Source organism: Aestuariimicrobium sp. T2.26MG-19.2B (assembly GCF_950101875.1).
Taxonomy (GTDB): Bacteria; Actinomycetota; Actinomycetes; order Propionibacteriales; family Propionibacteriaceae; genus Aestuariimicrobium; species Aestuariimicrobium kwangyangense.
Genome location: NZ_CATNLW010000002.1, coordinates 1 through 25,769, shown reverse-complemented (window position 1 = coordinate 25,769; position 25,769 = coordinate 1). Strand labels below are relative to the sequence as shown.

General features: G+C 68.8%; 24 protein-coding genes and 1 rRNA gene. 2 read left to right on the top strand and 23 right to left on the bottom strand.

The features are described 5' to 3' along the window. Positions 1-53 precede the first annotated feature (53 nt). The 6 genes from QQZ11_RS09895 to QQZ11_RS09870 form a co-directional block, all read right to left on the bottom strand. Positions 54-2,819, bottom strand: coding sequence for a DEAD/DEAH box helicase (locus QQZ11_RS09895; protein WP_284550751.1), 2,766 nt, complete (start codon positions 2,817-2,819; stop codon positions 54-56). A 34-nt stretch (positions 2,820-2,853) separates the two neighbouring features. Then, positions 2,854-3,846, bottom strand: a complete 993-nt coding sequence (locus QQZ11_RS09890; RefSeq protein ID WP_284550249.1) for a diacylglycerol/lipid kinase family protein — start codon at positions 3,844-3,846, stop codon at positions 2,854-2,856. A gap of 49 nt (positions 3,847-3,895) precedes the next feature. Then, positions 3,896-4,768: a twin-arginine translocase subunit TatC gene (tatC, locus tag QQZ11_RS09885; protein ID WP_284550247.1), complete on the bottom strand. Its 873-nt coding sequence runs from the start codon at positions 4,766-4,768 to the stop codon at positions 3,896-3,898. 45 nt (positions 4,769-4,813) lie between these two features. Next, a complete protein-coding gene (locus tag QQZ11_RS13665) occupies positions 4,814-5,098 on the bottom strand; it encodes a Sec-independent protein translocase subunit TatA/TatB (protein ID WP_284550246.1) in 285 nt (94 codons plus the stop codon). 151 nt (positions 5,099-5,249) lie between these two features. Next, the gene (locus QQZ11_RS09875) at positions 5,250-6,194 is read right to left on the bottom strand and encodes a helix-turn-helix transcriptional regulator (RefSeq protein ID WP_284550245.1); all 945 of its coding nucleotides are present in this window, start codon (positions 6,192-6,194) and stop codon (positions 5,250-5,252) included. Beyond that, the gene (locus QQZ11_RS09870; RefSeq protein ID WP_284550243.1) at positions 6,191-7,177 is read right to left on the bottom strand and encodes a helix-turn-helix transcriptional regulator; all 987 of its coding nucleotides are present in this window, start codon (positions 7,175-7,177) and stop codon (positions 6,191-6,193) included. Before QQZ11_RS09870 ends, QQZ11_RS09875 begins: the two co-directional genes overlap by 4 nt. Positions 7,178-7,226: 49 nt before the next feature. On the opposite strand from QQZ11_RS09870, the gene gluQRS reads away from it, so the two are divergent. After that, the gene (gene gluQRS, locus QQZ11_RS09865) at positions 7,227-8,078 is read left to right on the top strand and encodes a tRNA glutamyl-Q(34) synthetase GluQRS (RefSeq protein WP_284550241.1); all 852 of its coding nucleotides are present in this window, start codon (positions 7,227-7,229) and stop codon (positions 8,076-8,078) included. A gap of 3 nt (positions 8,079-8,081) precedes the next feature. On the opposite strand, the gene QQZ11_RS09860 is transcribed toward gluQRS, so the two are convergent. Genes QQZ11_RS09860 through QQZ11_RS09815 form a run of 10 tightly spaced genes read right to left on the bottom strand, consistent with a single transcriptional unit; the run spans position 8,082 to position 17,427 of the window. Further along, a complete protein-coding gene (locus QQZ11_RS09860; protein WP_284550239.1) occupies positions 8,082-9,134 on the bottom strand; it encodes an FKBP-type peptidyl-prolyl cis-trans isomerase in 1,053 nt (350 codons plus the stop codon). A 22-nt stretch (positions 9,135-9,156) separates the two neighbouring features. Continuing rightward, entirely contained in the window at positions 9,157-10,563 is a 1,407-nt protein-coding gene (locus QQZ11_RS09855; RefSeq protein WP_284550237.1) for a proteasome accessory factor PafA2 family protein, read from the bottom strand. A 46-nt stretch (positions 10,564-10,609) separates the two neighbouring features. Further along, entirely contained in the window at positions 10,610-11,404 is a 795-nt protein-coding gene (locus QQZ11_RS09850) for a pseudouridine synthase (protein WP_284550236.1), read from the bottom strand. Then, positions 11,401-12,024: an SMC-Scp complex subunit ScpB gene (gene scpB, locus QQZ11_RS09845; protein WP_284550235.1), complete on the bottom strand. Its 624-nt coding sequence runs from the start codon at positions 12,022-12,024 to the stop codon at positions 11,401-11,403. The genes QQZ11_RS09850 and scpB overlap by 4 nt, the downstream gene beginning before the upstream one ends. Further along, a complete protein-coding gene (locus tag QQZ11_RS09840) occupies positions 12,021-12,866 on the bottom strand; it encodes a segregation and condensation protein A (protein ID WP_284550234.1) in 846 nt (281 codons plus the stop codon). Before QQZ11_RS09840 ends, scpB begins: the two co-directional genes overlap by 4 nt. Further along, the gene (locus tag QQZ11_RS09835) at positions 12,863-13,216 is read right to left on the bottom strand and encodes a hypothetical protein (RefSeq protein ID WP_284550233.1); all 354 of its coding nucleotides are present in this window, start codon (positions 13,214-13,216) and stop codon (positions 12,863-12,865) included. Before QQZ11_RS09835 ends, QQZ11_RS09840 begins: the two co-directional genes overlap by 4 nt. Next, positions 13,201-14,112 (bottom strand): ParA family protein, encoded by a 912-nt coding sequence (locus QQZ11_RS09830; RefSeq protein ID WP_284550750.1) that lies wholly within the window; start codon positions 14,110-14,112, stop codon positions 13,201-13,203. Before QQZ11_RS09830 ends, QQZ11_RS09835 begins: the two co-directional genes overlap by 16 nt. Positions 14,113-14,157: 45 nt before the next feature. Next, positions 14,158-15,099, bottom strand: a complete 942-nt coding sequence (locus QQZ11_RS09825) for a site-specific tyrosine recombinase XerD (protein WP_284550231.1) — start codon at positions 15,097-15,099, stop codon at positions 14,158-14,160. Further along, the gene (locus tag QQZ11_RS09820; protein WP_284550230.1) at positions 15,086-15,736 is read right to left on the bottom strand and encodes an NUDIX domain-containing protein; all 651 of its coding nucleotides are present in this window, start codon (positions 15,734-15,736) and stop codon (positions 15,086-15,088) included. The genes QQZ11_RS09825 and QQZ11_RS09820 overlap by 14 nt, the downstream gene beginning before the upstream one ends. After that, positions 15,733-17,427, bottom strand: a complete 1,695-nt coding sequence (locus QQZ11_RS09815) for a CTP synthase (RefSeq protein WP_284550228.1) — start codon at positions 17,425-17,427, stop codon at positions 15,733-15,735. Before QQZ11_RS09815 ends, QQZ11_RS09820 begins: the two co-directional genes overlap by 4 nt. 166 nt (positions 17,428-17,593) lie before the next feature. On the opposite strand from QQZ11_RS09815, the gene QQZ11_RS09810 reads away from it, so the two are divergent. Then, a complete protein-coding gene (locus QQZ11_RS09810) occupies positions 17,594-18,655 on the top strand; it encodes an ATP-dependent DNA ligase (protein WP_022909932.1) in 1,062 nt (353 codons plus the stop codon). 52 nt (positions 18,656-18,707) lie between these two features. On the opposite strand, the gene recN is transcribed toward QQZ11_RS09810, so the two are convergent. From recN to rrf, 7 genes are all read right to left on the bottom strand, one after another. Continuing rightward, entirely contained in the window at positions 18,708-20,393 is a 1,686-nt protein-coding gene (recN, locus tag QQZ11_RS09805) for a DNA repair protein RecN (RefSeq protein ID WP_284550226.1), read from the bottom strand. Then, positions 20,393-21,340, bottom strand: coding sequence for an NAD kinase (locus tag QQZ11_RS09800; RefSeq protein WP_284550225.1), 948 nt, complete (start codon positions 21,338-21,340; stop codon positions 20,393-20,395). Before QQZ11_RS09800 ends, recN begins: the two co-directional genes overlap by 1 nt. Beyond that, the gene (locus QQZ11_RS09795; RefSeq protein ID WP_284550224.1) at positions 21,337-22,116 is read right to left on the bottom strand and encodes a TlyA family RNA methyltransferase; all 780 of its coding nucleotides are present in this window, start codon (positions 22,114-22,116) and stop codon (positions 21,337-21,339) included. The genes QQZ11_RS09800 and QQZ11_RS09795 overlap by 4 nt, the downstream gene beginning before the upstream one ends. A gap of 11 nt (positions 22,117-22,127) precedes the next feature. Further along, complete coding sequence (locus tag QQZ11_RS09790; RefSeq protein ID WP_284550223.1) at positions 22,128-22,349, bottom strand: hypothetical protein; 222 nt, start codon at positions 22,347-22,349, stop codon at positions 22,128-22,130. Next, positions 22,346-23,335, bottom strand: a complete 990-nt coding sequence (locus QQZ11_RS09785; protein ID WP_284550222.1) for an HAD-IIA family hydrolase — start codon at positions 23,333-23,335, stop codon at positions 22,346-22,348. The genes QQZ11_RS09790 and QQZ11_RS09785 overlap by 4 nt, the downstream gene beginning before the upstream one ends. After that, positions 23,332-25,416 carry a hypothetical protein gene (locus QQZ11_RS09780; protein ID WP_284550220.1) on the bottom strand — a complete coding sequence of 695 codons (2,085 nt, stop codon included), beginning with the start codon at positions 25,414-25,416 and terminating at the stop codon, positions 23,332-23,334. Before QQZ11_RS09780 ends, QQZ11_RS09785 begins: the two co-directional genes overlap by 4 nt. Before the next feature lie 222 nt (positions 25,417-25,638). Beyond that, positions 25,639-25,755: ribosomal RNA gene (gene rrf / locus QQZ11_RS09775) — 5S ribosomal RNA — on the bottom strand. Positions 25,756-25,769: the final 14 nt, after the last annotated feature.

Here is a 25,769-nt window from a genome sequence, read left to right as displayed (position 1 = left end):
CATCAACGCATGCATCCGACGGCGAGGTCGGTATGTTGGGTGGCCGGTCGGCGTCAGTCCTCGTCGGGGTCGTACTGGATGACGCCTCGCCGCATCAGCTCGACGATCTGCCGCGCCCTGCGGCGCACGTCCCCCGGGCCGGCGGCGTCCGCCACCTGCCCAGCCATGTCGATCACCTGTCGCACCCAGCGGACGAAGTCACCAGCCGGCAGTCCCGTCACCTCGAGCACGTCGGCCAACTCGGCACCCGTTGCCCAGGCGTGCGCGGCCTCGGCGAAACCGATGTCGGGCTCCTTGGCAGGGTCGAGCCGCTGGTCGCGTTCCACCAGACTGACCCGACGCCAGACCTGGCGCACCTCGTGTTGGGCGGACTCGGAGGCGCGATCGGGCATCCGCGCCACGCGCGACGCCTCACGTCTGGACTCGTACACCAGCGACGACAGCACGGCGGCCAACTGGGGGGCCTCCAACCCGTCGAATACACCCTCCCTGAGGCACTCCGCCGCCACCAGGTCGAGTTCTGAGTAGATGCGGCTGAGCCGTTTGCCGTCGGCCGTGACCAGGTCGGGATCGTCCGCGTCGAGGTAGCCCAGCGAGGTCAGCACCGTGCAGATCCGGTCGAACTTGGCGGCGATGGTCGCCGTGCGGCGGGCCATCCGGGCCTCGGACTTCACGAGGTCGCGTTCCATCCGCAGCGCCTGCTCCGCGTGCCGGGCGTGGAGTTCGCGGTCGGGGCACCCGTGGCAAGGATGGGCCCGCAGCCGGAGCCTCAAGTCGGCCACCTCGGTGGCTATCTCCTCGTCACGCTCAGGCTTGAAGAACTGCGGCGGCACCGGCTTCTGCGCCCTCACCCGGTCGAGCAGCGCGGCCACCAGGGCCTTGCGGGAGTGGGCCACGCGCGGGTCGAACTTCTTGGGGATGCGCACCTTGCCCACCGCGACAGTCGGCTGGGGGAAGTCCTTCAGCGAGAGGCGGGTCAGCTCTCGTCCCTCGGTCATCACCATCGGGGTGGGTTCGCTGCTCCGCGACCGCCCGGGGTCGACCACGACGGCCCAGCCTGCGTGCTTGCCCCCCGACACCCAGATCAGGTCGCCGGCCTCGAGGTGGAACAACGATTCCATCGCCTCGGCGCGCAGGTCGGACTTCCGGCCCCTGGCCGCCTCGGCCTCGAGTTGGCTGACCTGGTCACGCATCCGGGCGTACTCGACGAAGTCCCCTCGATCACACTGCGCCGCCTTGAGGTGCTCGGCCACCAGCTGTTCGGTCCGCTCCGCCTCGCGGGCGATGCCGACGACGTTCCGGTCCGTCTGGAACTGGGCGAAGCTCTGCTCGAGCAGCACCCGGGCCTTCGACCGGCCGACGCGCCCGACCATGTTGACGGCCATGTTGTAAGTCGGTGAGAACGACGACCGCAGCGGATAGGTGCGCCGCGAGGCCAATCCGGCGACAGCGCGGGGGTCGAGGCCCGGTTGCCACAACACCAAGGCGTGGCCCTCGACGTCGATGCCGCGGCGGCCGGCTCGTCCGGTCAACTGGGTGTACTCCCCCGGCGTGATGTCGACATGAGCCTGCCCGTTGTACTTGACCAGCTTCTCGAGGACGACGGTGCGCGCCGGCATGTTGATGCCCAGCGCCAGGGTCTCGGTGGCGAAGACCACCTTGATCAGACCGGCTGCAAAGCCCTCCTCGACGACGGCCTTGAAGGCGGGCAGGATCCCGGCGTGGTGGGCAGCGATCCCCCGCGCGAGGGCCTCGACGAACACGTCGAACTCGAGGGCGCGCAGGTCGTCGGCCGGCATGCCACCGACATGGCGGTCGCAGATCTCACGCAGCTCACGGGCCTCCCTGGCCGTGGTCAGCCTGACGTTCGAGTGCAGCAACTGGCGCACCGCCGCGTCGCAACCCTGCCGGGAGAAGATGAAGCAGATGGCGGGCAGTAGCTCCGCCGCAGCCAGCAGTTCGACCATGCCGTCCCGACGAGGGGTGAGGCGGCGCTGGGAGTCCTGGGTCTGGCTCCCGTGGGCCGCGCCGCCGTACGAGCCGGAGCCGTACCCGGCTTTCCGCTTGCCCCGACCCGAGCGGCTGCGCGGGTTGCGGGAGTCGTCGCGCACCGCCCGCGCCTCCTGCTTCGAGATCGACAGCAGTTCGGGATTGACCTCGGAGGCACGCCGGCCAGGCAGGGCCAGCACAGTGGGGGCGTCACCGTCGAAGAGGTCGTGCAGGCGCCGGCCGACCATCACGTGCTGGAACAACGGCACGGGACGACGCTCCGACAACACGACGTCGACGCGTCCGCGTACCTCGTCGAGCCAGTCACCGAACTCCTCGGCGTTGCTGACGGTGGCCGACAGGCTCACCACCTGCACGTCTCGCGCCAGTCCGAGGATGACCTCTTCCCAGACGGCACCGCGGAATCGGTCGGCGAGATAGTGCACCTCGTCCATCACGACGTAGCCGAGGTTGGCCAGGGTGGGTGACTCGGCGTAGATCATGTTGCGCAGCACCTCGGTGGTCATCACCACCACCTGCGCCTCACCGTTGATGGTGGTGTCACCGGTCAGCAGTCCGACCACTTCGCTGCCGTAGCGCTCCTCGAGGTCGTGGAACTTCTGGTTCGAGAGTGCCTTGATGGGTGTGGTGTAGAAGCACTTGGTGCCCCGTTCCACCGCGCAGAAGACCGCGAACTCACCGACCACGGTCTTCCCCGCACCGGTGGGGGCGGCGACCAGCACGCCGGCACCGTCCTCGACCTTCGCGCAGGCCTCGAGCTGGTAGTCGTCCAGGGCGAACGAGTACCGGGTGACGAATTCGCGCAGCATCGGGCCCCACTGCTGGGGCTGGGTCGAGCGCGTCTCAACGGGTTCGGTCACGGTTCACCTCTCGGACGGGGGTGCGGGTCGCCGGTACCACCAGTCGCAGCGCTCCTCGGGCGGCTCGGACGTCGACCGGGGTGTGTCCCAGCAGTTCCCCGTCACCGTCGGCAATGGTCGAGGGGTGGGTGCGCACCCGCACGTGCTTGGCACGGACGAGTTCCACCGCTGGGTGCTTGGTGAAGCTGCCGTCGTACATCCGGGGAAGGAGTCGCAGCAGAAGGCTGCGCGGCACGGGGTGGACGATGGTGAGGTCGAGTTCCCCGTCGGTCAGGTCTGCGTGGGGTGCGACCTTCATGCCACCGCCGAAGTAGGCGCCGTTGCAGACGGTCGCGAACATGGCGTCGAGTCGACGGCTCTCACCGTCGATCTCGAGCTCATAGCTGACCGGTGAGAATCGTGCCAGCTCCCGCAATGCGGTGATGCCGTAGGTGAGGCCGCCGAGCTGGATCGGGCTGCGGGACGCCCCCTGGCTGACGACGGCCTCGTACCCGGTGCACACCGAGCAGCCGACCCAACGGCGCTCGGCCCCGTCGATGAGGTCACCGGTCACCTCGTTGAGGTCGATCGAGACCACGGTGCGCGACACGATGGTCTGCACCGCCCCGCGCAGGGTGACGGGTAGACCGGCCGAACGGCAGAAGTCGTTGCCGGTGCCCGCCGGGATGACTCCCAGGGGTACGTCGGTGGACGCGCACGCGTTGATGCCCAGGTGGGCCATTCCGTCGCCTCCCATCACCACGAGGGTGTCGAGGGAGGGCTCACCGTCGGTGCCCGGTCGGGCCGCGTCGACGGCCTGGATGGTGCGCAGCCGGGCGTCGTCGTAGCTGGTGGCCCGATGCACACGAAGATGGACGTCGGGCAGGGCCGCCAGCAGTGAGGAGCAGACCTTGGGCAGCACCCGGCCTGCACGACCACGTCCGGCCTTGGGATTCACCACCAGGGTGATGGTGGGCCCGTCAAAGCGGTTGAGCACGTCAGCGATTGTTGCAGGTATCGGTCATCGATCAGCGACCGCGCCCGTGTCAGTCGACGTTGATCTTCGACTCGTCGAGCACCACGTCATCGTTGGCGGACTGCTCGGCCCGGCGACGGTCATTGACCGAACAGATCGCCAGGCTGATGAAGAACATGGCCACCATCGGGAACGACAGGGCCAACATCGAGAAGGGGTCGACCGAGGGCGTTGCCACCGCACCGAAGACGAAGCAGCCGAAGATCGACAGGTTCCGGTAGCGGTTCAGCTGGGCAGCCTTCAGCACTCCCAGCATGTTGAGCGCCACGATCACGACGGGCAACAGGAAGCTCAACCCGAACACCAGCAACATGCGCATCAGGAACCCGAGGAACTCGCTCAGCTCGTTGAGGTTCTGGACGCCGGCGGGGTTGAAGCTCATCAGCACGGCGAAACCCTTGGGGCTGATCCAGTAACCCAGGGCCACACCCGCCAGGAACAGCGGGATGGCCGAACCGAGGAACCGGACCGCGTACTTCTTCTCCTGGGCCAACAGGCCCGGGACGATGAACGACCACAGCTGGTACAGCCAGATCGGGCAGCTGAGGATGACCCCGGCCACCCCGCCGATCTTCAGCATCAGCATGAACCCGCCGGTGATGCCATTGACCGTGAACGACACGTTGGCGGCGTTCTCGGGATGCGCGGCCTTGTAGAGGTGCTCGGCCTCGAAGGCCGGCTGCAGCATGAAGGCAAACAGGTACTTGTAGAAGATCATCGACAGCGCCATCATCAGCACCAGGCCGATGGCCGAGATGATGACGCGGTAGCGGAACTCCTTGAGGTGGTCGACCAACGCCATGGTCCCGTCGTCCGTCTTCGGAGGCGGGGTCAACCAACCCAGGTTCAGCTTGTGCTTCCTCGGCTCAGTGGTCGTTGTCATGGCGCGGTCGACGTCTCGTCAGCTCGTCCCGGGAGGCCCCGACGATCAATTCTGCTTGGGCTGCTCGACGGTCTGGGCGTCGGCCACGACGGGCGTGGTCGGTGCCTGGACGACGGGCGCCTGGGGTGAGGCGGGCCTGGGGTCGAGCTCGGCGTTGGTCGAGGCGGCCTTGTTCTTGTCGGCCTCACGCAGACCCTGGGTCTCTTCCTTGAACTCGCGAATCGCGCGGCCCGTTCCCTTGCCGATGCCTGCCAGACGGCTCCCGCCGAACAGCAGGATTGCCACCACGAGGATGATCAGCAGCTCGGGCCATCCCAGTCCAAAGGGCATGTCAGTCTCTCTTCTGTCGGTGCAGCGGAGTCTCCACCGCACTGTGCGTTCATGCTACGACGATGGAGCAACCACTGCCCACCTCGGCACGCCTGCACGTTACACCGGGCGACCCAAGCCGCCTTCGCCCCCGCGAGCTGTGGGCAGCGACTCAGCCGATGCTGGAGTACAACTGCAGGCCGGCCCGAGCGGCATCCCGGGCGGGATCGGCTGCCTGGCGGGGTTCCACGGCCTCGACACCGTTACCCAACTGCAACAGTCGCAGCACCAGCCACTCCTCGTCGACCACCTGGAAGGTCGCGCGGAGGCGCCCGTCGTCGAGGTGGTCCACATCGCTGACCGGGTCGTACTCGGTGACCCAGGCGGCCCTGGGTGACAGTGTCAGGGTCACCAGGTGCCCCGCCTCCTCGCCGAACCAGGTCTCTCCCAGGTCGGGAAGGGCACCGTGGTCGGCAGCGCGTTCACCCGTGTCGACCACGTCGATCACCCGATCGAGACGGTAGGTGCGCCACGACTGCCGCTCGAGGCTCCACCCGCGAAGGTAGGCGTAGCCATCGCGGACGATGAGTTCGGCCGGGTCGACCATGGGGGTGCTCGTGGACCCCCTGGTCAGTCCGTCGTAGCTGAGCTGCACCCGGTGCCGGGCCTCGATGGCCCGCGCGAGGGTGTCACGGGTCTGGTCGGATCCCGAGGCCAACTGCACGGCGACCCCGCCAGCGGGTCCCGAGACGGCGCTGATCTTGGCCAGCGTGCTCCTGACCACTGCTCGCTGGGCCGCCGGTACGACCGGTTCGAGCGCGGCCAGGGCCACCTTGAGGGCCAGCGCCTCGGTCATCTGGAACCGATGGGGACGACGGACGGCCTCGCCGTTGGTCACCTCGATCGGGCCGCCGGCCTCGATGGTGTCCATGTTGAAGTCGAACTGTTGCCCCGGCAGGTTGTTGGGCCCGCAGTACCACAGCACGTTCAGGTCCTTGATGATCTGCGAGGTCGTGGTGCCGTAGTGGTCGGCCACCTCCGCCGCGGTCAACCCCGGGTTGGCCTGCAGATAGGGCACCAGGGTCAGCAGTCGTCCCAACTGGTCGGTCGACTTCACTGCTGCTCCTGGGACTCGTGGGCGCCGGCGGCCTCGACCGGGTCGACCATGGTGCGCAGGTGGGCCACCACGGCCTCGCGCAGGTCTGTGGGTTGCAGCACCACGGCGTCACGAGCCATCGAGGCAGCCTCGCCCACCATGTCGTTGTGCCGGTTGTAGGGCACCGACCAGCAGTCGAAACCGGCGGGCAGCGGTACCGGCGACTCGACCAGGTGACCGCGACGGGTGAAGCGGGGGGCATGGCCGCTGCGCACGGCCACCAGGGCCACATCGGTGTTCTCTGCGGGTGCGAGGTCGGCCAGCGACCGTTCGGGGTCATGGTCGGCGGGGATCACGTAGGCACCGTCCTTGCCGACGGCCCTCGGCGGCGTCGAGATGCGGGCGAGCTTGAAGCAGCGCGGCGCTGCCCGTGACTGGTCGTACCCGATCAGGTACCAGGAACCATTGCGGTACGGCAGTGACCAGGGCTCCACCCGACGGACCTCACCGCCGCGATACGTGAACTCGACGACCCGCTTGGCCGAGACGGCATCGAACAGCACCTCGAAACTGGGTTCCCTCGCTCCCAGCACGGGGCGGACGCCGACGGTACCCGCATCGATCCGGGCGCCGGCGGCCCTCAACTTGGCGACCGCCATCGTGGTCTGCGCAGCCGCCCCCGACTCGTCCCAGACGTGGGCAGCCACCCCCAGGACGGCGGCCTCCTCCTCGGTCAGTTCGACCGGTGGCAGCTCGAACTCCGAGCGTTCGACGACATAGGTGTCGGCTGCCCCCCACTCGTCGGAGGCCTTGCGGGTGTGGATCTCGATGCCCTGGGCCCGCAGGTCGTCCTTGTCGCGTTCGAAGGTGCGTTCCTGACCACTGGGGGTCAGCTCGCGGTACCCGTCGATCCCGTTGAAGATCTCACGCTTGGTCAGGGGGCGTCCGCTCGACAGCAGCAGGTACGCCAGGTTCACCAGTCGCTCGGACTTCTTCGCCGACATGCTTCCCTGCCTCCGTACACGCGCTCGACCTGCACGAGACACTACCGGGGTGAGCGGTCGATTCGCCCCCAGCCCCACGTCCGAGCTGCACCTGGGCAATGTGCGCACCGCGATCCTGTCGCAGCGGTTCGCGGACGAGGCAGGCATCGGGCACCTGGTGCGGGTGGAGGACCTCGACCAGCAGCGCGTCGCCGCCGCCCCCGGCATCGCCGAGCGGCAACTGGCCGACCTGCGAGCCTTCGGCGTGAGGTCCGATGTGCCGGTGGTGCGCCAGTCCGAACGTCTGCAGCTCTACCGCGACGCGGCGCAGTCCCTGGAGCTCTACCCGTGCTTCTGCAGCAGGCGTGACATCGCCCTGGCCTCCCAGGCCCCCCATGGTGGGATGCGACCCTACCCGGGCACGTGTGCCCGGCTGACTCACGGGGAGCAGCAGGAGCGAGCGCTGGCTCGACCCCCCGCGTGGCGGGTGCGCTCCGGGGGCGCCACCCAGACCGTGACCGACCGCTTCGCGGGAGAAGTGACCGCGGTGGTCGACGACTTCGTGGTCGTGCGCAATGACGGCACCCCTGCCTACAACCTTGCGGTGGTGGTGGACGACGGACTGCAGGGGGTCAGCCAGGTGACCAGGGGACGTGACCTGCTCGAGTCTGCGCCTCGCCAGGCCTGGCTCGCCGCGAGGCTGGGTTTCACGACGCCCGAGTACGTCCACGTGGGTCTCGCCGTCACCACGACGGGGCGGCGCCTGGCCAAGCGCGACGGGGCCGTGACGTTGACCCAACTGGTCGACTCAGGACGAGCGCGGGATCGCGCGTCCGCCGTCGAACTGGTGTGGCAGCTCGTGTCGCCGACGCTTGACGACCCGGCAGCGGACTGGGTCATCGACCCCACGCCGCCGGGTTGAGGGTCACTGGGCGGCGGAGGCGAACAGCAGGTCGACCACGTAGACGAGGGTGGCGCCGGCAGCCACGGAAGGGGTGGCATTCCCCTTGGGGTAGGCGTCGGCCGGGGTGGCGACGATCAGCACCCGTGAGCCGACCGTCTTGCCCACCAGCTGGCTCTGCCACGCCGGGATCAGTGACGAGAGGGCTCCCGAGGCTGCTCCGGTCGACCAGGTCTCGGCCACGACGTCGCCGGTGTCCCAGTTGACGCAGGTGTACTGAACCTGAACCGAGTCGGTGGCCGCGACGGCGCGGCCGGCGCCCTTGATCAGCACCGCGCTGGTCGTCTTGGTGGGCTTGGTGGCCGACCCGATCGTGATCGTGGGCGCCTGGTTGCCGTTGTCCTTCACGGTGGGCATGCCGGCGGGGGGTGCGACGGCGTCACCGGTCACCCGGTCGAGGGAGGCCCCCTCGATGTCGACCACGAACACGAGGCCGTCGCCCTTCTCGATCCCGGCATTGGTGTTGCCGTCGGCGTAACCGTCCTTCGACGGCATCAGGATCAGGACGCGGTCACCCACCTTCTTGCCCTGCAGTCCCTTGGCGAACCCGGCGACGACCTGGTCGAGCTGGAACGAGGCGGTCTTGCCCGCCGAGAAGGACTGGTCGAAGGACTTGCCGGTGCGGGCGTTGATGCCGATGTAGTTGACCTCGACGATCGCCGTCCTGGACACGGTGGTCCCCTTGCCCGCCACCAGCACCTTGGACTGGGTCTCTGCGGTGGTGAGGGGCCACGGCCCGGTCACCACGGGCAGTTTGCCGACTGCGCCGGCCACCTTGATCTGGTCGAGGTTGGCCAGCACGGTGGGCTTCGCGGTCGGGGTCGCGGCGGCACTGCCCGGGGCGGAGGCGCTGGCCGAGGTCGAGGCGCTGGTCGATGACGACGGGTTGATCGCCGACGCGCCCGAGGGGGCGGGGTCACTGCTCGGCTTGGAACATCCCGCCAGCACCACCGCCGCCGCTCCGAGCGAGGAAAGTCCGAGGGTTCGGCGAGAGATCAGTTCGGGTCGTCGATTCACCCGGCCAGCGTAGCGGTCGGCCTCAACCGATCGTGAACGCGGTCGACCTGCCGACACGTGGCTCGGTGGCCATGCGTTCGACGAGGCGATCGGCTCGAGGATCGTCCGCCGCGAGCGGGTCGGGGCAGATCAGGTTGCCCTGGTCGAGGTCGCGGCAGTTGAAGGTCATCCAGTCGACCGTGTAGGAGCGCTCGTGCCGCTGGGCTGCGGCGATCAGCCGTCCGCGGATCGCGGCCCGCGTGGTGGTCGGCGGGTCGTCGACGGCCCGGACGACGGCTGACTCGTCGACGATCCGGTTGACCTGGCCGGCGTCGCGGAGCGTGCCGAACAGGCCCTGACCCGGACGGACGTCGTGGTAGGCGAGGTCGAGTTGCGCCATCCGGGCCGGGTCAAGGGTGCCTCGACGGTCGGCGTCGCCGTACAGCAGGCGCAACTTCACGGCCCAGTCGATGTCGTGGTGGATCAGGTCGAGGCGGTGATCGACGACAGCCGTCAGCACCCGCTGCCACAGTTCGACGGCGCGCTCGAGCCACGACTCGCCGGCCGTGAACGGACGAACCTGCTCCAAGCAGTCCGTCAGCACGGCGAGGGCTGAGGTCTCTCCCCCGGCGGCCAGGGCCACCGGGGATCGTCCGGTGCGGTCGCGGGCCACGTCCCGGATCGCCTGACCGGGATCGGCCAACTGCCATCGCTCGAAGCGCACCCCTGCTTCGATGGCGCGCAGCATCAGCTCGGTGGCGCCGATCCGCACAGCGAGGGTGGGTTCGGCCAGGGTCGAGTCACCGACGATCACGTGCAGCCGACGGTGGAGCTGCGGATCGGCGTGCGGTTCGTCGCGGGTGTTGATCATCGGCCGGGAGCGGGTGGTGGTGGATGACAGGGGGTCCCACATGTGCGCGGCCCGCTGGCTGAGCCAGAACTCCTGGCTCGACCTGACCCAGGTGCCAGCCCCGCACAGAAGTTGGCGCATCACGAGGAAGGGGGTGAGGGCCGACGCGAATGAGCGCAGCGTGGTGTCGCGCCGCACCTGGTAGTTCTCGTGGCTGCCGTAGGAGTTCCCGTGTGAGTCGAGGTTGTTCTTGAACAGTCTCACCCGGGCGGTGGTGCCCTCGTCGGACATCACCTGGATGGCGCGATCCGCCAACCGGTTGAGCACGGCGTCGCCGGCACGGTCGTGGGCGACGAGGTCGTCGAGGGTGTCGCACTCAGGGGTGGCGTACTCGGGGTGTGAACCCACGTCGAGGTACATCCGCCCCCCGTTGCGCAGGAAGACATTGGTGGTGGCGCTCACCGTCGTCACGGGACGGAACAGTTGCCTGGCGCCTTCGTCGGCTCCCAACCGTCGCCAGCCACCGGGGCCCCGCACCTCGACCTGCAGTCCGTACTCGGTCTCCAGTCCACGCACCCGTCGAGACATGAACCCCGTCACTGCGCCCCCCTCATTGGCCGGTTCTCCCGACACCGGTCACCCGAACTCACATCTTGACGAGGTCGAGCAGCGCCCCCAGCTCCTCGCGGGTCAGCTCCCTCAGCTCACCCTGCTTGAGGTTGCCCAGGCGCACGGGGCCGATCGACTGGCGTGACAGCTTGATCACCGGATGGGCCACGGCGTCCATCATGCGGCGCACGATGCGGTTACGGCCCTCGTGCAGGGTGATGGACACCAGCGACCGTGACTCCCCCCGGCTGACGAGCTTGATCCGGTCGGGACGGACCGGACCGTCGTCCAGGGTGACGCCCTTCTCGAGGCGACGCAGGATCTTGTTGTCGAGCAATCCCTCCACCTCGGCCAGGTAGGTCTTGGGCACGTGGTAGCTCGGGTGGGCCATGCGGTGGGCGAACTCACCGTCATTGGTCAGCAGGATCAGCCCCTCGGTGTCGGTGTCGAGCCTGCCCACGTGGAACAGCCTCTCCTTGCGACGCCCGAGGTAGTCGGTGAGGGTGGGACGGCCCTCCGGGTCGTCCATGGTCGAGACCACCCCGCGCGGCTTGTTGAAGACGAGGTACTGGTGGCGCCGTGGCGGTGGGATACGGGAGCCGTCGACCCGGATCGTGTCCCGGTCGGGGTTGACGCGGGTACCCAGCTCCGAGACCACCCGGCCGTTCACCTCGACGCGACCCTTGGCGATCAGGTCCTCCGAGGCTCTGCGGGAGGCGATCCCGGCCTGGGCCAGCACCTTCTGCAGTCGGATCTCGTCGGGTGCCTCCTGGACGACGGCGTCGTCGGGCTCCCGGTCACGGTTCGGGGTTGCGTTGTCTGTCTCAGTCATCGCTGGTCTCCTTCTGGGCCTGTCTCCTGGTGGGATGACGCCCTGTCCGTTCCAGTGTCCTCGGGGTGGACGACTCGCGCCAACTCCTCCTCCAGTGCGCTGGCGTCGGGCAGATGGGGGGCCAACGGTGGCAGGTCGCCCAGGGACTCCAGGCCCATCCGTTCCGCGAAGTGGTCGGTGGTGGTCAGCAGTCCCGCCCCGCGGGAGCCGTCCGCCGGTTCGTTCTCGGCCACCAGGCCGCGGGCGAGCAGGGTGCGGACCACTCCGTCGACGTTCACGCCACGCACCGCCGACACACGGGAACGGGCGATCGGCTGCAGGTACGCAATCACCGCCAAGGTCTCGAGCGCGGCCTGCGACAGTCGCGAGTGCTGACCCTCGAGCACCCAGGCGCTGATCAGGTCGGCGTGGTCCGCGCGGGTCCAGAACCTCCACCCCCCGGCGAGGTGACGCACCTCGATGCCACGCTGGTGGTCGTCGTAGAAGCGCACGATCTCGGCGAGCGCCTGCTCCACCTCGTCGACCGGGGACTGGGTGGCCTCGGCCAGTTCGATCGCGGTCATCGACTCGGTTGCCATCAGCAGCAGTGCCTCGATGGCACCGCTGAGCGGGGTGGTCATGGTGTCTCCTCGGGCTGAGGGGGTGGGGCGTCGAACTCGTCGGAGATCTGCAGGTCGGACTCCTCGTCGCCGGTCCAGCGGATCGTCAGTTCGCCGAGCGCGGTCAGTTGTTCGAAGGCGATCACCTGTTCGCGGAACAGTTCGAGCAATGACAGGAACCGTGCCACCGTGGTGATCCGGTCGGCGTCGGCGACCAACTCCCGGAACGTGAGCACCCGCTTCGCGCGGAGCCTGGCCACGACCAGCCGGGCCTGCTCCTGCACACTGACGGTGCTCTGGTGCAGGTGTTCCAGCCCGACCAGGGCGGCAGGCTGGGGCGAGAGCGCTCGCGCCGCCGCCTGTGCCAGGGCCTCGGGGCTGGGCAGGTTCACCTCGGGCATGAGCGCGGCGAACCGGGGTTCGAGACCACCGGGACGAGCGAACCGTTTCGCCTGCTCCCCCAGTCGGTCGGCCAACAAGGCCGAGACGATCTTGAATGCCCGGTACTGCAACAGCCGGGCGAACAACAGGTCGCGCGCCTCGAGCAGGGCCAGGTCGTCCTCGTCCTCCACCTCTCCCTGTGGCAGCAGCCGGGCGGCCTTCAGGTCGAGCAGGGTCGCGGCGACCAGCAGGAAGGAACTGGTCTGGTCGAGGTCCCAGACCTCGCCGCCGGCCTTGACGAAGGCGATGAACTCATCGGTCACCCGCGACAGGGACACCTCGGTGACATCGAGTTTGTGCTTGCTGATCAGGTGCAGCAACAGGTCGAACGGCCCCTCGAAGTTGTCCAGGTGCAGGGTGAAGCCGGGCCGACCCTCCGACGACGGGAGCGCGGTCTCGTCGGTGGCGGCCGCCGTGGTCATGGCTGGGTCAGCTGCCTGACCAGGTCGGACTGCTCACCGTTCTCGGCGAGTCCCGCCAGGGCCATCGCGATGGCGGTGCGCACGATCTTGCCTCGGTCGGCCACCACACCCTGCTGACGCAGCGTGAGCCGTGCCTGTTCGAGCGCGATCAGTTCGTCGGATGAGACGTAGACCGTGATCTTCTCGTCGTGGCGCACCCGGCCCGTGGCCGCGGGGCCGGCAGGGCCGTCGTCCGGCTCGCTGTCGGGCCGGACGCCCGGTTGGCCCGGCCGTGCTGCCTGACCTGCCCTGGGCGACTGCGTGGGGCGGAAGAGTTCGCTGGCGCCGGGTAGGTTCACACGCCTGGGCATCGGGCGAGCACCTCCCGTGCCAGCGAGCGATAGGCGGTCGCACCGGGCGAGGACGTCGCGTAGGTGGTGATCGGCTCCCCCGCGACGGTGGTCTCGGGGAACTTGACGGTGCGCCGGATGACGGTGTGGAAGACGGTCTCGCCGAAGGCGTCGACCACCCGCTCCAGCACCTCGCGGCTGTGCAGCGTACGGGCGTCGTACATGGTGCCGAGGATCCCCAGGATCTCCAGGTGCGGATTGAGGCGGTCCTGCACCTTCGCGATGGTGTCGGTGAGCAGGGCCACCCCGCGCAGCGCGAAGAACTCGCACTCCAGAGGGATCAGGGCACGGTCAGCGGCAGTGAGGGCGTTGACGGTCAACAGCCCCAGCGAGGGAGCGCAGTCGATCAGGATGATGTGGTACTCCGACTTGACCTTCTCGAGCACCCGGAGCAGGGTCTGCTCGCGGGCCACCTCGCTGACCAACTGCACCTCGGCTGCCGACAGGTCGATGTTGGAGGGCAGGATGTCGAGGTTGTCGACGGAGGTCGGCTGGATGACGTCGTGGATGTCGGTGCGCCGTGACATCAGCAGGTTGTAGATGCTGGTGTCGAGGGTGTGCGGGTTGACCCCCAGCCCGACCGACAGTGACCCCTGCGGGTCGAAGTCCACCAGCAGCACCCGGCGGCCCGTCTCGGCGAGGGCCGCACCCAGGTTGATGGTGGTGGTCGTCTTGCCGACCCCACCCTTCTGGTTGGTCATGGCGATGATCAGCGCATCCCGGGGACCCGGTTGCGGTGGGGTGGGTTCGGGCAGGTCGGGCAGGGGGCGTCCGGTGGGACCGAGGTTGTCGGCCTCGACCTGTTCGGTCACCGGGCCCGGCTCGTCGTGCACGGTGAACAGCGCGTCGTCGCTCAACCTCGTCACCTTCCTGTTTGTCGATCTGTCTCCACGAGACTAGCCTCACCGGGCCCGGGGGTGCGCGGCCCGGTGCACCTCTCGCAGATGCTCGACCGTCACCATCGTGTAGATCTGGGTGGTGGTGACCGAGGCGTGGCCCAGCAACTCCTGGACCACTCGCACGTCGGCTCCCCCGTCGAGCATGTGGGTGGCGAAGGAGTGGCGCAGTGAATGAGGACTGACCTCGGCACTCAGGCCGGACCGTTCGGCGTGGGTCTGCACCACAGCCCAGGCGCTCTGGCGCGAGAGCCTCGCTCCGCGGGTGTTCAGCAGCAGGGCTGGGGTGGCTGTCCTGGCTCGCGCCGACCACTGCGGGCGACCCCGCACCAGCCACGCCTCGACGGCCCGACGGGCATAGTCGCCCAGCGGCACCAGACGTTCCTTGCTCCCCTTGCCGAACAACCTCAACCCGTGGTCGGGATCGGCCAGGGTGCGGCGCACCTCGTCGACGTCGAGTCCGCAGACCTCGGAGATGCGCGCGCCGGTGCCGTAGAGCAGCTCCAGCAGGGCCGCGTCCCTCAACCCGTCGACCTCGTCGGTGTCGGGCGAGTCCAGCAGTCGTCCGACCTGGTCGACCGTCAGCGCCTTCGGCAGCCGGGTGCCCAGCCGGGGCGGTGAGACGTCACGGGCGGGGTTCTCGGGGGTGAGGCCGTCGGCCAGTCCGAAGGCGTGCAGGTTGCGAACCGCCACCACCGCTCGGCCCACCGAGGCGGGGGCCAGCGGTGCTCGACCCGAGGTCGGCGCGGCGAGGTCGCGGGCGAACTCGCTGACGTCGGTGACGGTGACCTGGCTGGGCTCGGAGATCCCGCGGGACGCGAGGAACTCGAGATAGCGGTCGAGGTCGCGCCGGTAGCTCACCAAGGTGTTGGACGCCAGCCCCCGCTCCACCCGCAGGTGGTCGAGGTAGCCCCGCACGAAACGGGTGAGCGGCTCAGGCGCGCTCACGCTGCTGCTCGGCGTGGACCCCACGCACGGGCCATGGCGCGTCCGCCGGCCGCAGGTCGCGTCCGGTCGCGCGGGCGGTCGCCAACGCCATCACCCCGGCCACCAGCAGCGGTGACTGCAGCCGTCCGTCGAGGATGCCGTCGACCAGATCGGGGAACGGTTCCCAGCCCACCAGCATGTGCGCCTCTTCGTGTTCCAGCACGAATCCATCGGGACGGTCGGTCTGGGCGAGCCCCGTGGCGAGGTACACCCGCGCCGACTCCTCCGACCCGCCCGGGCTGGTGGCGACGTCCACCAGCACCGACCAGTGGTCGGCCCTCAGACTGGCCTCCTCGGCCAGTTCCCGCTGCGCGGCGTCCAACGGATCCTCGTCCACCCCGTCGAGCAGGCCGGCGGGGGGTTCCACCAGCTCCATGCCAACCGGGTGGCGGTACTGACGGACGACGGCGACGCGGTCCCGGTCGTCGACGGCGATGATGCCGACCGCTCCCGGATGGGTGATGTACTGCCGATGGAAGGGCTGACCGCCGGTGGGTCCCGTGATCTCGTCCTCGACGAAGAGGGACACACGGCCACGACCGAGCACGGTGTGTCCGGTGACCGGCCAGGCCAGCGGGAGGTCGCTGAGCGAACTCATGCCTCGTCCTCGTCGGCAGCCCCGTCGCCGACGGTGGCAGCAGCGGCGACGAGCTCGACCGGCAGACGCTGCTCACCCTTGCGCTTCAGCGCGGCCTCGATCAGCCCCTGGAACAGGGGGTGGGGACGGGTCGGGCGGGACTTGAGTTCGGGGTGGGCCTGGGTGGCCACGTAGAACGGGTGCAGCGAGGTGGGCAACTCCACGAACTCCACCAGGTTGCGGTCGGGCGACAGTCCCGAGAAGACCAGACCGGCCGCCTCCAACTGGGAGCGGTAGGCGTTGTTGACCTCGTAGCGGTGGCGGTGGCGTTCCTCGACCCGGTTGCGACCGTAGAGCCGCGAGACCACCGATCCACGCTTGAGGTCTGCGGGGTACGAACCCAACCTCATCGACCCTCCCAGGTCTCCGACTCCGTCGACGATCGCCTGCTGTTCGGCCATGGTGGCGATCACTGGGTGCTCACTGCCCGGATCGAACTCACTCGATGCGGCATCACTGATGCCGGCAACGTTGCGTGCTGCCTCGATGACCATGCACTGCAGGCCCAGACAGAGCCCGAGGGTGGGGATCTTGTTCTCCCGCGCGAAGCGCAGCGCGCCCAACTTCCCCTCGACACCACGGATGCCGAAGCCACCCGGCACGCAGACCCCGTCCACATCACCGAGATTGGTCTCGGCACCCTCAGGGGTCTCGCAGGTGTCGGAGGCCACCCAGCGCACGTTGACCTTCGCCCAGTTGGCGAACCCCCCTGCGCGCAGCGCCTCGGTCACCGACAGGTAGGCGTCGGGCAGGTCGATGTACTTGCCGACCAGGGCGATGGTGACCTCTTCCTTGGGGTGGTGCACGCGGTCGAGAAGGTCGTCCCAACGCTTCCAGTTGACGTCGCGGAAACTCAGGTCGAGCCGGCGAACGAGGTAGGCATCCAGACCCTCCTCGTGCAGCACACGAGGGATGTTGTAGATGGAGGGGGCGTCGATGCACGACACCACGGCCTCCTCGTCGACGTCGCAGCTCATCGCGATCTTGCGCTTGATGCCGTCGCCCAGTTCACGGTTGGCGCGGCAGACGATGGCGTCGGGCTGGATGCCGACCTGCCGAAGGGCGGCCACGGAGTGCTGGGTGGGCTTGGTCTTCATCTCACCGGACGGCCCGATGTAGGGCACCAGCGAGACGTGCAGGTAGAAGACGTTATCGCGACCGATCTCGTGCCGCACGACCCTGGCGGCCTCGAGGAACGGCAGCGATTCGATGTCGCCGACCGTCCCACCGATCTCGTGGATGACGACGTCGACACCCGGCCCACCCATGGCGAGCATCGAATCCTTGATCTCGTTCGTGATGTGCGGGATCACCTGGACGGTGTCGCCGAGATAATCACCACGCCTCTCCTTGGCGATCACCGAGGAGTAGACCTTGCCCGTGGTGATGTTGGCGTCCGCGGTGAGGTTCACGTCGAGGAAACGCTCGTAGTGGCCGATGTCCAGGTCGGTCTCGGCACCGTCCTCGGTGACGAACACCTCGCCGTGCTGGAAGGGGTTCATCGTGCCCGGATCGACGTTCAGGTACGGGTCGAGTTTCTGCATGGTGACCCTGAGACCACGAGCGACGAGCAGGCTGCCCAAGCTCGAGGCTGTCAATCCCTTGCCGAGTGAGGAGACGACCCCACCGGTCACGAACACATGCTTGGTCATTTTCGCGCTGCCCACGGACTCCCATCATAGGTGCTCCCGGGGGGTGGCTGGGCCATCGACGAGGTGACCAGCGGTTTCGTGCGCCTGGTGTGTCATTCGTCACACCCACCCGGCCCCGGCCCGGGGCCGCGACACGAGGGGTGTGGATCCCTGCCATGATGGTCACATGCGACTCGCCATCGATCTGCCGATCGCGCCGATGCTGGCGCGGCTGATCGATGACATCCCCGCAGCCGACGCCGTGCCCGGCGGGTACGCCTACGAGCCCAAGTGGGACGGGTTCCGCTGCATCATCCTGCGTGACGGCGACCAGGTCGAACTGATCAGCCGCATGAACAAGCAGTTGACCCGCTACTTCCCCGAGGTCGTGGAGCGGGTGCGGGCGGCCCTGCCCGACAGATGCGTGGTCGACGCCGAGATCATTGTTCGCACGGGTCGGCCCGGCAACCAGAAGTTGGACTGGGATGCGCTGTCGGCCCGGGTGCACCCAGCGCTCAAGCGCATCCACCGGCTCAGCGTGCAGACTCCTGCCGAACTGGTCTGCTTCGACCTGCTGGCGCTCGACGACTCCAGCCTGCTCAACCTGCCCTACGACACCCGTCGGGAATTGCTCGAGGGATTGTTCGCCGGTGTCGCCCCCGAGTCGGGGGTTCACCTCACGGTCGTCACGCACGACGCCGAACTGGCCCGGGAGTGGTTCCACTCCTTCGAGGGCGCCGGCCTCGACGGGGTGATGGTGAAGGAGCGCCGGGGCTGCTACGAGCCCGGACGACGCAGCATGCTCAAGGTCAAGCACACCCGCACCGCCGAGGCGGTGGTGGTGGGCTATCGCAAGCACGCCCGCGGCCACGGCGTGGGTTCCCTGCTGTTGGGCATGTACGACGAGGGTGGCGAACTGGTCAACGTGGGCGGTATCGGCGCCCTCAGCGATCGGATGCGCGAGGCGCTCGCTGACGAACTGGAGCCGCTGCGGGCACCGGAGGGCGAAGGGTTGATCCTGCCGCCCACCAATGCCCGCAACCGGCTCGGTCCCTGGGACCAGGGCGCCTACATCCCACTTCGACCCGAACTGGTCGTCGAGGTGTCGTTCGACCAACTGGAGGGACGACGGTTCCGCCACGCCGTGACGCTGGTGCGCTTCCGTCCCGATCGGGAGCCGCGCTCGTGCACCCTGGACCAGGTCGACGTGGCCTCGGCCTACGACCTGGGGCGCCTGCTCGACAGCTGATTCCGTTCGGTGGCCCGGAGTCGGGGACGACCGCCCAGGGCTGCGCGGGACCTCAGCGTTCGGTCTCGGCCAGCAGGTCGCGCGCATGCGCGAGAGCCGAGTCCGCTTCGTCCAGACCGCCCATCATGCGCGCCAATTCCCGCAGTCTGGCCTCGCCGGCCACGGGTGCCACGTCCGAGCTGGTGACCTGACCGTCCGAGGCCTTGCGTACCACCAGGTGGTGGTCGGCGAAGGCGGCCACCTGGGCCAGGTGGGTCACGACCACCACCTGCGAACCACGAGCCAGCCTGGCCAGGCGCCGTCCGATCTCCAGACCGACGGCCCCGCCGACGCCGGCATCGACCTCGTCGAAGACGAACGTGTGCCCGGCGTCCTGGTCGGCGAGCACCACCTCCAGGGCCAACCGCACCCTGGACAGCTCGCCACCGGACGCCGTCCGCGCCAGTGGGGCAGGCAGCGACCCGGGGTTGGCGGAGAACAGCAGCTGCACGTGGTCTCGTCCGTGTGTGGTCAGCTCGGCGGTGGTGCTCACCTCGAAGACGAGTCGGGCGTGGGGCATCGCCAGAGCTGCGAGTTCGTCCTGGACCCGCCCTGCCAGGTCGGTCGCCAGCCGGCGCCGTTCCCGGCCGAGCACGGCAGCCCTGTCCTCGAGTTCGGCGGTCAGCACCTGCACCCTGGCAGCGAGCTCGCCCACCCGGCCGTCGGAGTCCTCGAGCTCGAGCAGTCGAGTGGCCTGCTCGGACGACCACGCGATCACCTCGTCCACTGTCGTGCCGTACTTGCGGGTGAGACGTGCCAGGTCAGCCTGACGGGAGACCACCCGTTCGAGCCCGGCGGGGTCGGACTCGAGGTCGGCCAAGTAACCAGAGGTGTCGGCGGCAAGATCGGCGAGCGCCGAGCTGATCTCGACGGCTCGTTCGTGCAGTGGTCGGGCCGAGGGGTCGAGGTCAGCCAGGTGGTCCAGCCCCTTGCGTGCCTCCCCCAGCAGCCCGACGGCGTCTGCGGTGTCGTCGGCGTACTCGTCGCCCGAGAGGGTGACGCTGACCCGATGTGCCAGGGCCCTGAGATCGTCGAGCGCCTGCAGCCGGGTGAACTGCGAGGCCAGGGCCAGGTCCTCCCCGGGTTGGGGGGCGACCCGCTCGATCTCGTCCAGACCGAACCTCAGCAGGTCCGCCTCGCGGACGCGTTGCTGGGCATGTGAGGTCAATTCGTCCAGCTCGGCCTGCAGCCGACGCCGTTCGGCGAACAGTCGCTGGTAGTCGGTGAGGCGCGACAGATGGTCGGGTCCGCAGGCTCGGTCGAGCACGTCACGCTGTCGCTCACTGGTGCCCAGTCTGGCCTGCTCGGACTGGCCGTGGATCGTCGCCAACTCGCCGGTGACCTCAGCCAGCGCCGTGACGGTGGTCTGGGCTCCCCCGACGAAGGCCCGCGATCGTCCCTGGTCGGTGACGTGGCGGGCGACGAGCAGCTCGTCCCCGTCCAGCTCGGCGCCCACCTCGTCGAGACGTGAGGCGGCCAGGGAGGGTTCGGCGGTGAACCGACCCTCGACCAGGGCGCGCCGCTGGCCGTGCCGCACCAGTCCGGCATCAGCCCTCGCGCCGAGCAGGAGGCCCAGTCCGGTGGTGACCATCGTCTTGCCGGCGCCGGTCTCACCCGTGAGCGCCGTCAGTCCCGGCGCGAGTTCGAGGGTGGCGTCGTCGATCACCCCCAAGGCGTGCAGGTGCAGGTCCCGCAGCATCAGTGGTGTCCCGCGGAGAGCTCACCCACACCGTCGGTGGGCGCCTCCCTCATGTTGCGCCACCCCTCGACCCGGAGCCCGAACTTGCGCACGAGGCGGTCAGCGAAGGGTTGTTCCGACAGCCGGGCGATGAGCAGGTCGTCGGGGCCGCGGACCACCTCCACCCGCTGCCCCGGAGCGACGTCGAAGGAACGTCGACCGTCACACCACACCACCGCCGAGGAGTTGAGTTGGGGCATCACGGTCAGGTCGACATGGGCACGGGGGCTGATCACCAGGGCCCGCGCGAACAACGCATGCGCCGACAACGGGACGACGATCAAAGCCTCGACATCGGGCCACATCACAGGACCCCCCGCCGAGAAGGCATAGGCCGTGGAACCGGTGGGGGTGCTCACCAGCACACCGTCGCACCCCCATTGCGACAACCGGCGGCCGTCGATGGTGGCGAGCACCTCGACCATCCGCTCGCGGGCGGCCTTCTCGAGGGAGACCTCGTTGACCGCGAAGGACCGCCACAGAGCCCGGTCGTCGGCATCGTGCACCGTCACCTGCAGGGTCAGCCGTTCCTCGACCTCGTAGTGGCGTTCCACCACCAGCCTGACCAGCAACGGAACGCCCGAGGGTTCCAGTTCGGCGAGGAATCCGACGTGGCCTAGGTTGATCCCCAGCAGCGGCACATGTCGGGGCAAGGCCCACTCGCCCGCCCTGAGGATGGTGCCATCGCCGCCGAAGACGACCACGACCTCGGCGTCGGTGAGTTGGGACTGGTCGACCAGTCGCGACCGGGCCGAGTCGGGCACGAGCGACAACAGGGTGGGCAAGTGGTCAGCGGGCACGCCGACCACGATTCCGTGGGCCTGGACTGCCTCGATGAAGGCAGCCGCCATGACGGGGGCGTCGGGATGGGTCGGGTGCACCATCACCGCCAACGACCGCTGCGTCACGTGACCTCCTCAGTGGTCTGCTGGTAACACCTTAGCCAGAACTCCTGGTTGCCAGTCTCGCCGGTGATCGGGCTGGGGAATGGGTCCGACACCGCCCAGCCGAGCTCCCGCACCCGATCGGCCACCCTGACGACGGCGTGCTCGGCCTCGGTCGGGTCCCTGACCACTCCGCGGGCGTCGAGGCCGGCTCGTCCGACCTCGAACTGGGGCTTCACCAGGAGCAATGCCTGACCCCCCTGGCCCACGACGCTGAGCAGTGGTTCGACCAGCAGGCCCAGACCGATGAAGCTGACGTCGGTGACCACCAGGTCGACGGGCTCGCCGAGGGTCTCGGGGCGCAGGTCACGCAGGTTGAAGCCCTCGAGAACGACGACCCTGGGGTCGTGTCGGACCAAGGGGGAGAGTTGGCCGTGGCCGACGTCGACGGCGTGCACCCTCCCCGCACCTCGTGTCAGGCAGACCTGGGTGAAGCCCCCGGTCGAGGCACCGGCGTCGAGCACGACCGGGGCGACGCGGCGGTCCCCGGGGTGTCGTCCCGTCCTGAGCCCAGGGCCCGACCCGTCGGCGGTCAGGACTCCGAAATGGTCGAGTGCCCCGATCAGTTTGTGAGCCGCGCGGCTGACCCAAGGGTCCGTCTCGACCTCAAGTTGGTTGGTGTCGGCAGCGACCTCGACGCCCGGGCGGGTGACCACCTGCCCGGCAACGCGGACCCGCCCGGCGCGAACCAACTGTTGGGCCGCCGAGCGGCTGCGTGCGAGCCCCCGCTCGGTGATCAACTGGTCGAGTCTCACGGGTTCGGACGAAGCCCCGGAATCGGTGCCTGCGCTCCCCCACGTGACTGCTCCAGCACCGATGCCAGCACCTCGTGCACCTGGGCCAATCGGTCGTGGTGCTCGGCCGGCGGATGGTCGTCCAAGCTGCCGAACTCGGCGAGGGCGGCGTCGATCAGCCGGTTGCCGGTCTGGGGCCTCTCGCCCTGGGGGTTCTCGGACTGTTGGTTCTGGGTCATGGAACCAGGTCCAGCGCTGTCAGGGCTTCGGTGCCGTCGGCGCCCTCCCACACCAGCGCGAGCACGGCCCAGAGGGCATCCAGTTGCTCGTCGGTGGTGGTGCCCGGCTCATCCAGATGGACGCGACCGTTGGTCACCCGCGCGATGCTGTGCCCGCAGGTCGCCGAGCCGGATCCCTTGGTCAAGGTTCGGGCCGGGGCAAGGAGGGCGCGCAGGTCGTGGCCGATGTGGGTGGGCCGGTGATGGACGTCCGCTTCGGCGAGGTCGGCCTTGCCGTGGGCTCCGGTGAAGACGAAAAGGGAGTCCATGTCGACCCCGTTGGCGCCCTCGATGTCGGTGTCGAGGCGGTCGCCCACGAAGACGGGACGGCCAGCACCGAGCCGGGTCACCGTCTCGTGCATCAACGGGGCACACGGTTTTCCCGCCACCACGGGGTCGATCTCGACGGCCACCCGTACGGAGGCGACCTGTGAACCGGCGCCCGGCACCAGCCCCTGGTCGGTCGGTCGGGTGGCGTCGGTGTTGCTCGCGTACCATCGCGCGCCGCGCTGGATCGCGAAACACGCTCCGTCGAGGCGGGCCTGGGTCATGTCCGGGTCGTAGCCCTGCACGACGGCGACCGGTTCGTCCCGCCAGTTCTGGGTCGTGGTCAGTCCGACGGCAGTGAGCTCGGCCGCCAGGGCTGCCGTGCCGGTGACCAGCACCAGCGACCCCTCGGGCAATTCGTCGGCCATCAGCCGCGCCACCGCCTGCGCGCTGGTGACGACGTCAGCCACGTCGGCCGGGATCCCGAGCTGGACCAGATGATCGACCACGTGCTGAGGGGTCCGGGCGGCGTTGTTGGTCACGAATCCGACGTGGACCCCACGTTCACGGAGGGCAGCGATCCCCTCGGAGGCGCCCTCGACGGGCTCTGGTCCAAGGTAGACCACCCCGTCGAGGTCGAACAGCGCAGCGTCGTAGTCGTCGATCAGGGGGGACGTCACTGTGCCTCGTCCGCCTTCTGATCGTCCTGATCCGCGTCGTCCGCGGAGTCGCCGTCGGCCGAATCCCGGTCGGTCACGTCCTCGTCCGACTGACTGGTCTCGGAGTCGCCGTCGAGGTCGTCGGCATCCTGCGACTCGTCCTCGTCTGGCTGAGCATCGTCGGACTCATCCTCCTCGGGGTCGTCCTCGGGGTCGTCCTCGAAGTCCTCGTCCTCGGAGTCGTCGTCCTCGTCATCTCCGGACTCATGGCTCCGCGACTCGTCGTCCTGGACGTCGTCCTCGCTGTCGTCGAACGCAATCACGTCGATACCGTCGGCGAGGTGGGCACTGGTGCCGCCCAGGGCAAGCAACCGATCGCCGGCATCAAGCTCGTTGGCAGGATCCAGTTTCTCAACCTGGCCGAAGAGATCGATGGCCTGGTCGTTGTCGCCTTCCTTGATCAGCAACTCGGCCAATGCGAACCGGAGTCGCGCCTGGCTGAGGCGTGCACCCCGGCGCGTGGCGATGGCCTGCCGGAGCACCCTGATTCCCTCGGCGCGTTGACCGAGGTCGTCGCGCGCCCCCGCCTCGACCATCACCATCTCGAGCCAGCTGTCGGCATCCAGTCCTGCGGTCGCCGCCTTGCGGGCCAAGGTCAGTGCCTCGCGGGGTCGTCCCAGGGCTCGTTCGCAGTCGGCCAGGACCGGCAGGTACTCATCCGACCCGGTCATACGGTGCAGGGCGCGATACTCGGTCAACGCCGTCGACCAGTCGCCGGCGGCGTAGGCCGCCTCGGCTGTCGCCTCACGCACGATCGGCAGGCGAGCGGCTCGTCGTCGAGCGGCATGTGCATGGGCCAGCGCCAACTGGGGATCGGTGTCGATCAGCTCACCAGCAGCCTGCAGATGTGCCCCCACGATGTTCGCAAGGTCGTGCGGAAGGCCGCGCAGTTCGGCACGCACCTGACGCGGCAGCAGCTTGGCGTCGAAGTGCTCCGGGAGTGGAGGCTCGTTCTCCTTGCGCTCAAGGCCGGGCCGGATCGCCCGCTCCTGCTCGCGAACCTGCTCACGCGTGAGCTCGTCCTCGCGGCGGCCCCGGCGTTGATTGGGGTTGAACTCGCCTCGAGCACTGGTGAAACGCGGCCGTCCGGCACCCGCGTCGCCGCGGTCGTTGCTGCGGTAGGGACGACGCTCACGGGACTGGGGGCCACGGTCATCACTGCGGTAGGGACGACGTTCTCCCGACTGCGGGCCACGGTCATCACTGCGGTACGGACGACGCTCACCCGACTGCGGGCCACGGTCGTCACGGTCATTGCTGCGGTAGGGACGACGCTCACCCGACTGCGGGCCACGGTCATCACTGCGGTAGGGACGACGCTCACCCGACTGCGGGCCACGGTCGTCACGGTCATTGCTGCGGTACGGGCGACGCTCACCCGACTGGGGACCACGGTCATCACTGCGGTAGGGACGACGCTCGCCCGACTGCGGGCCACGGTCGTCGCGGTCATTGCTGCGGTAGGGACGACGCTCACCCGACTGGGGACCACGGTCATCACTGCGGTAGGGACGACGCTCGCCCGACTGCGGACCACGGTCATCACTGCGGTACGGACGACGCTCGCCCGACTGGGGGCGGCCGCCACGCTCGTCGCGGTCATTGCTGCGGTACGGGCGACGCTCACCCGCCTGGAGGCGGCCGCCACGGTCATCACGGTCATTGCTGCGGTACGGGCGACGCTCACCCGACTGCGGGCCACGGTCGTCACGGTCATTGCTGCGGTATTGGCGACGCTCACCCGACTGCGGACCTCGGTCGTCACTGCGATACGGACGACGGTCACCGGACTGCGGACGGCCACGGTCGCCGCGGTCGTTGCTGCGGTAGGGACGACGGTCACCGGAAGAGCCGCCACTTGGACGCGATGTGCCCCCTTGGCTGTAACCGCCGCTCGAACCCCTCCCGGATCCACCCGAGCCAGCGCCTCGCGGGCTGTCGCCCCTGCCATCCCCGCCTCGTCCGCCGGAGGAACGGCCACTCTGGCCGCCCCCGAACGGACGACGACCCTCACGCGGCTGATCCGCCTGCCATGCATTCATGAACACCATCTTCTCTCAGTGGCCCGATCCCGGGCAAAGAACGTCCCGACGAGCCCAGGTGGCTCGCCGTATCGGCACGGCGCGCGGGACTGCGGGCGGGAGACCCAATCGGTCCCGCTGCGGCCGGCGAGCGCCAGCACTTCACCGACAGGGCACCGTGGAGGCCACTTTCGGCACAAATGGAAACACCCCCTTGATCCGAAGATCAAGGGGGTGTTGTAAGTCCGGCGGCGTCCTACTCTCCCACAGGGTCCCCCCTGCAGTACCATCGGCGCTGAAAGGCTTAACTTCCGGGTTCGGAATGGAACCGGGTGTTTCCCTTTCGCCATGGCCACCGAAACACTATGGAGATG

Excerpts from the sequence above, each read along its gene's own strand:
- QQZ11_RS09895 (WP_284550751.1), bottom strand. The coding sequence starts at position 2,819 with ATGCTGCGCGAATTCGTCACCCGGTACTCGTTCGCCCTGGACGACTAC.
- tatC (WP_284550247.1), bottom strand. The coding sequence starts at position 4,768 with ATGACAACGACCACTGAGCCGAGGAAGCACAAGCTGAACCTGGGTTGG.
- QQZ11_RS13665 (WP_284550246.1), bottom strand. The coding sequence starts at position 5,098 with ATGCCCTTTGGACTGGGATGGCCCGAGCTGCTGATCATCCTCGTGGTG.
- QQZ11_RS09870 (WP_284550243.1), bottom strand. The coding sequence starts at position 7,177 with ATGTCGGCGAAGAAGTCCGAGCGACTGGTGAACCTGGCGTACCTGCTG.
- QQZ11_RS09850 (WP_284550236.1), bottom strand. The coding sequence starts at position 11,404 with ATGACTGAGACAGACAACGCAACCCCGAACCGTGACCGGGAGCCCGAC.
- scpB (WP_284550235.1), bottom strand. The coding sequence starts at position 12,024 with ATGACCACCCCGCTCAGCGGTGCCATCGAGGCACTGCTGCTGATGGCA.
- QQZ11_RS09840 (WP_284550234.1), bottom strand. The coding sequence starts at position 12,866 with ATGACCACGGCGGCCGCCACCGACGAGACCGCGCTCCCGTCGTCGGAG.
- QQZ11_RS09835 (WP_284550233.1), bottom strand. The coding sequence starts at position 13,216 with ATGCCCAGGCGTGTGAACCTACCCGGCGCCAGCGAACTCTTCCGCCCC.
- QQZ11_RS09820 (WP_284550230.1), bottom strand. The coding sequence starts at position 15,736 with ATGAGTTCGCTCAGCGACCTCCCGCTGGCCTGGCCGGTCACCGGACAC.
- QQZ11_RS09815 (WP_284550228.1), bottom strand. The coding sequence starts at position 17,427 with ATGACCAAGCATGTGTTCGTGACCGGTGGGGTCGTCTCCTCACTCGGC.
- QQZ11_RS09810 (WP_022909932.1), top strand. The coding sequence starts at position 17,594 with ATGCGACTCGCCATCGATCTGCCGATCGCGCCGATGCTGGCGCGGCTG.
- recN (WP_284550226.1), bottom strand. The coding sequence starts at position 20,393 with ATGCTGCGGGACCTGCACCTGCACGCCTTGGGGGTGATCGACGACGCC.
- QQZ11_RS09790 (WP_284550223.1), bottom strand. The coding sequence starts at position 22,349 with ATGACCCAGAACCAACAGTCCGAGAACCCCCAGGGCGAGAGGCCCCAG.
- QQZ11_RS09780 (WP_284550220.1), bottom strand. The coding sequence starts at position 25,416 with ATGAATGCATGGCAGGCGGATCAGCCGCGTGAGGGTCGTCGTCCGTTC.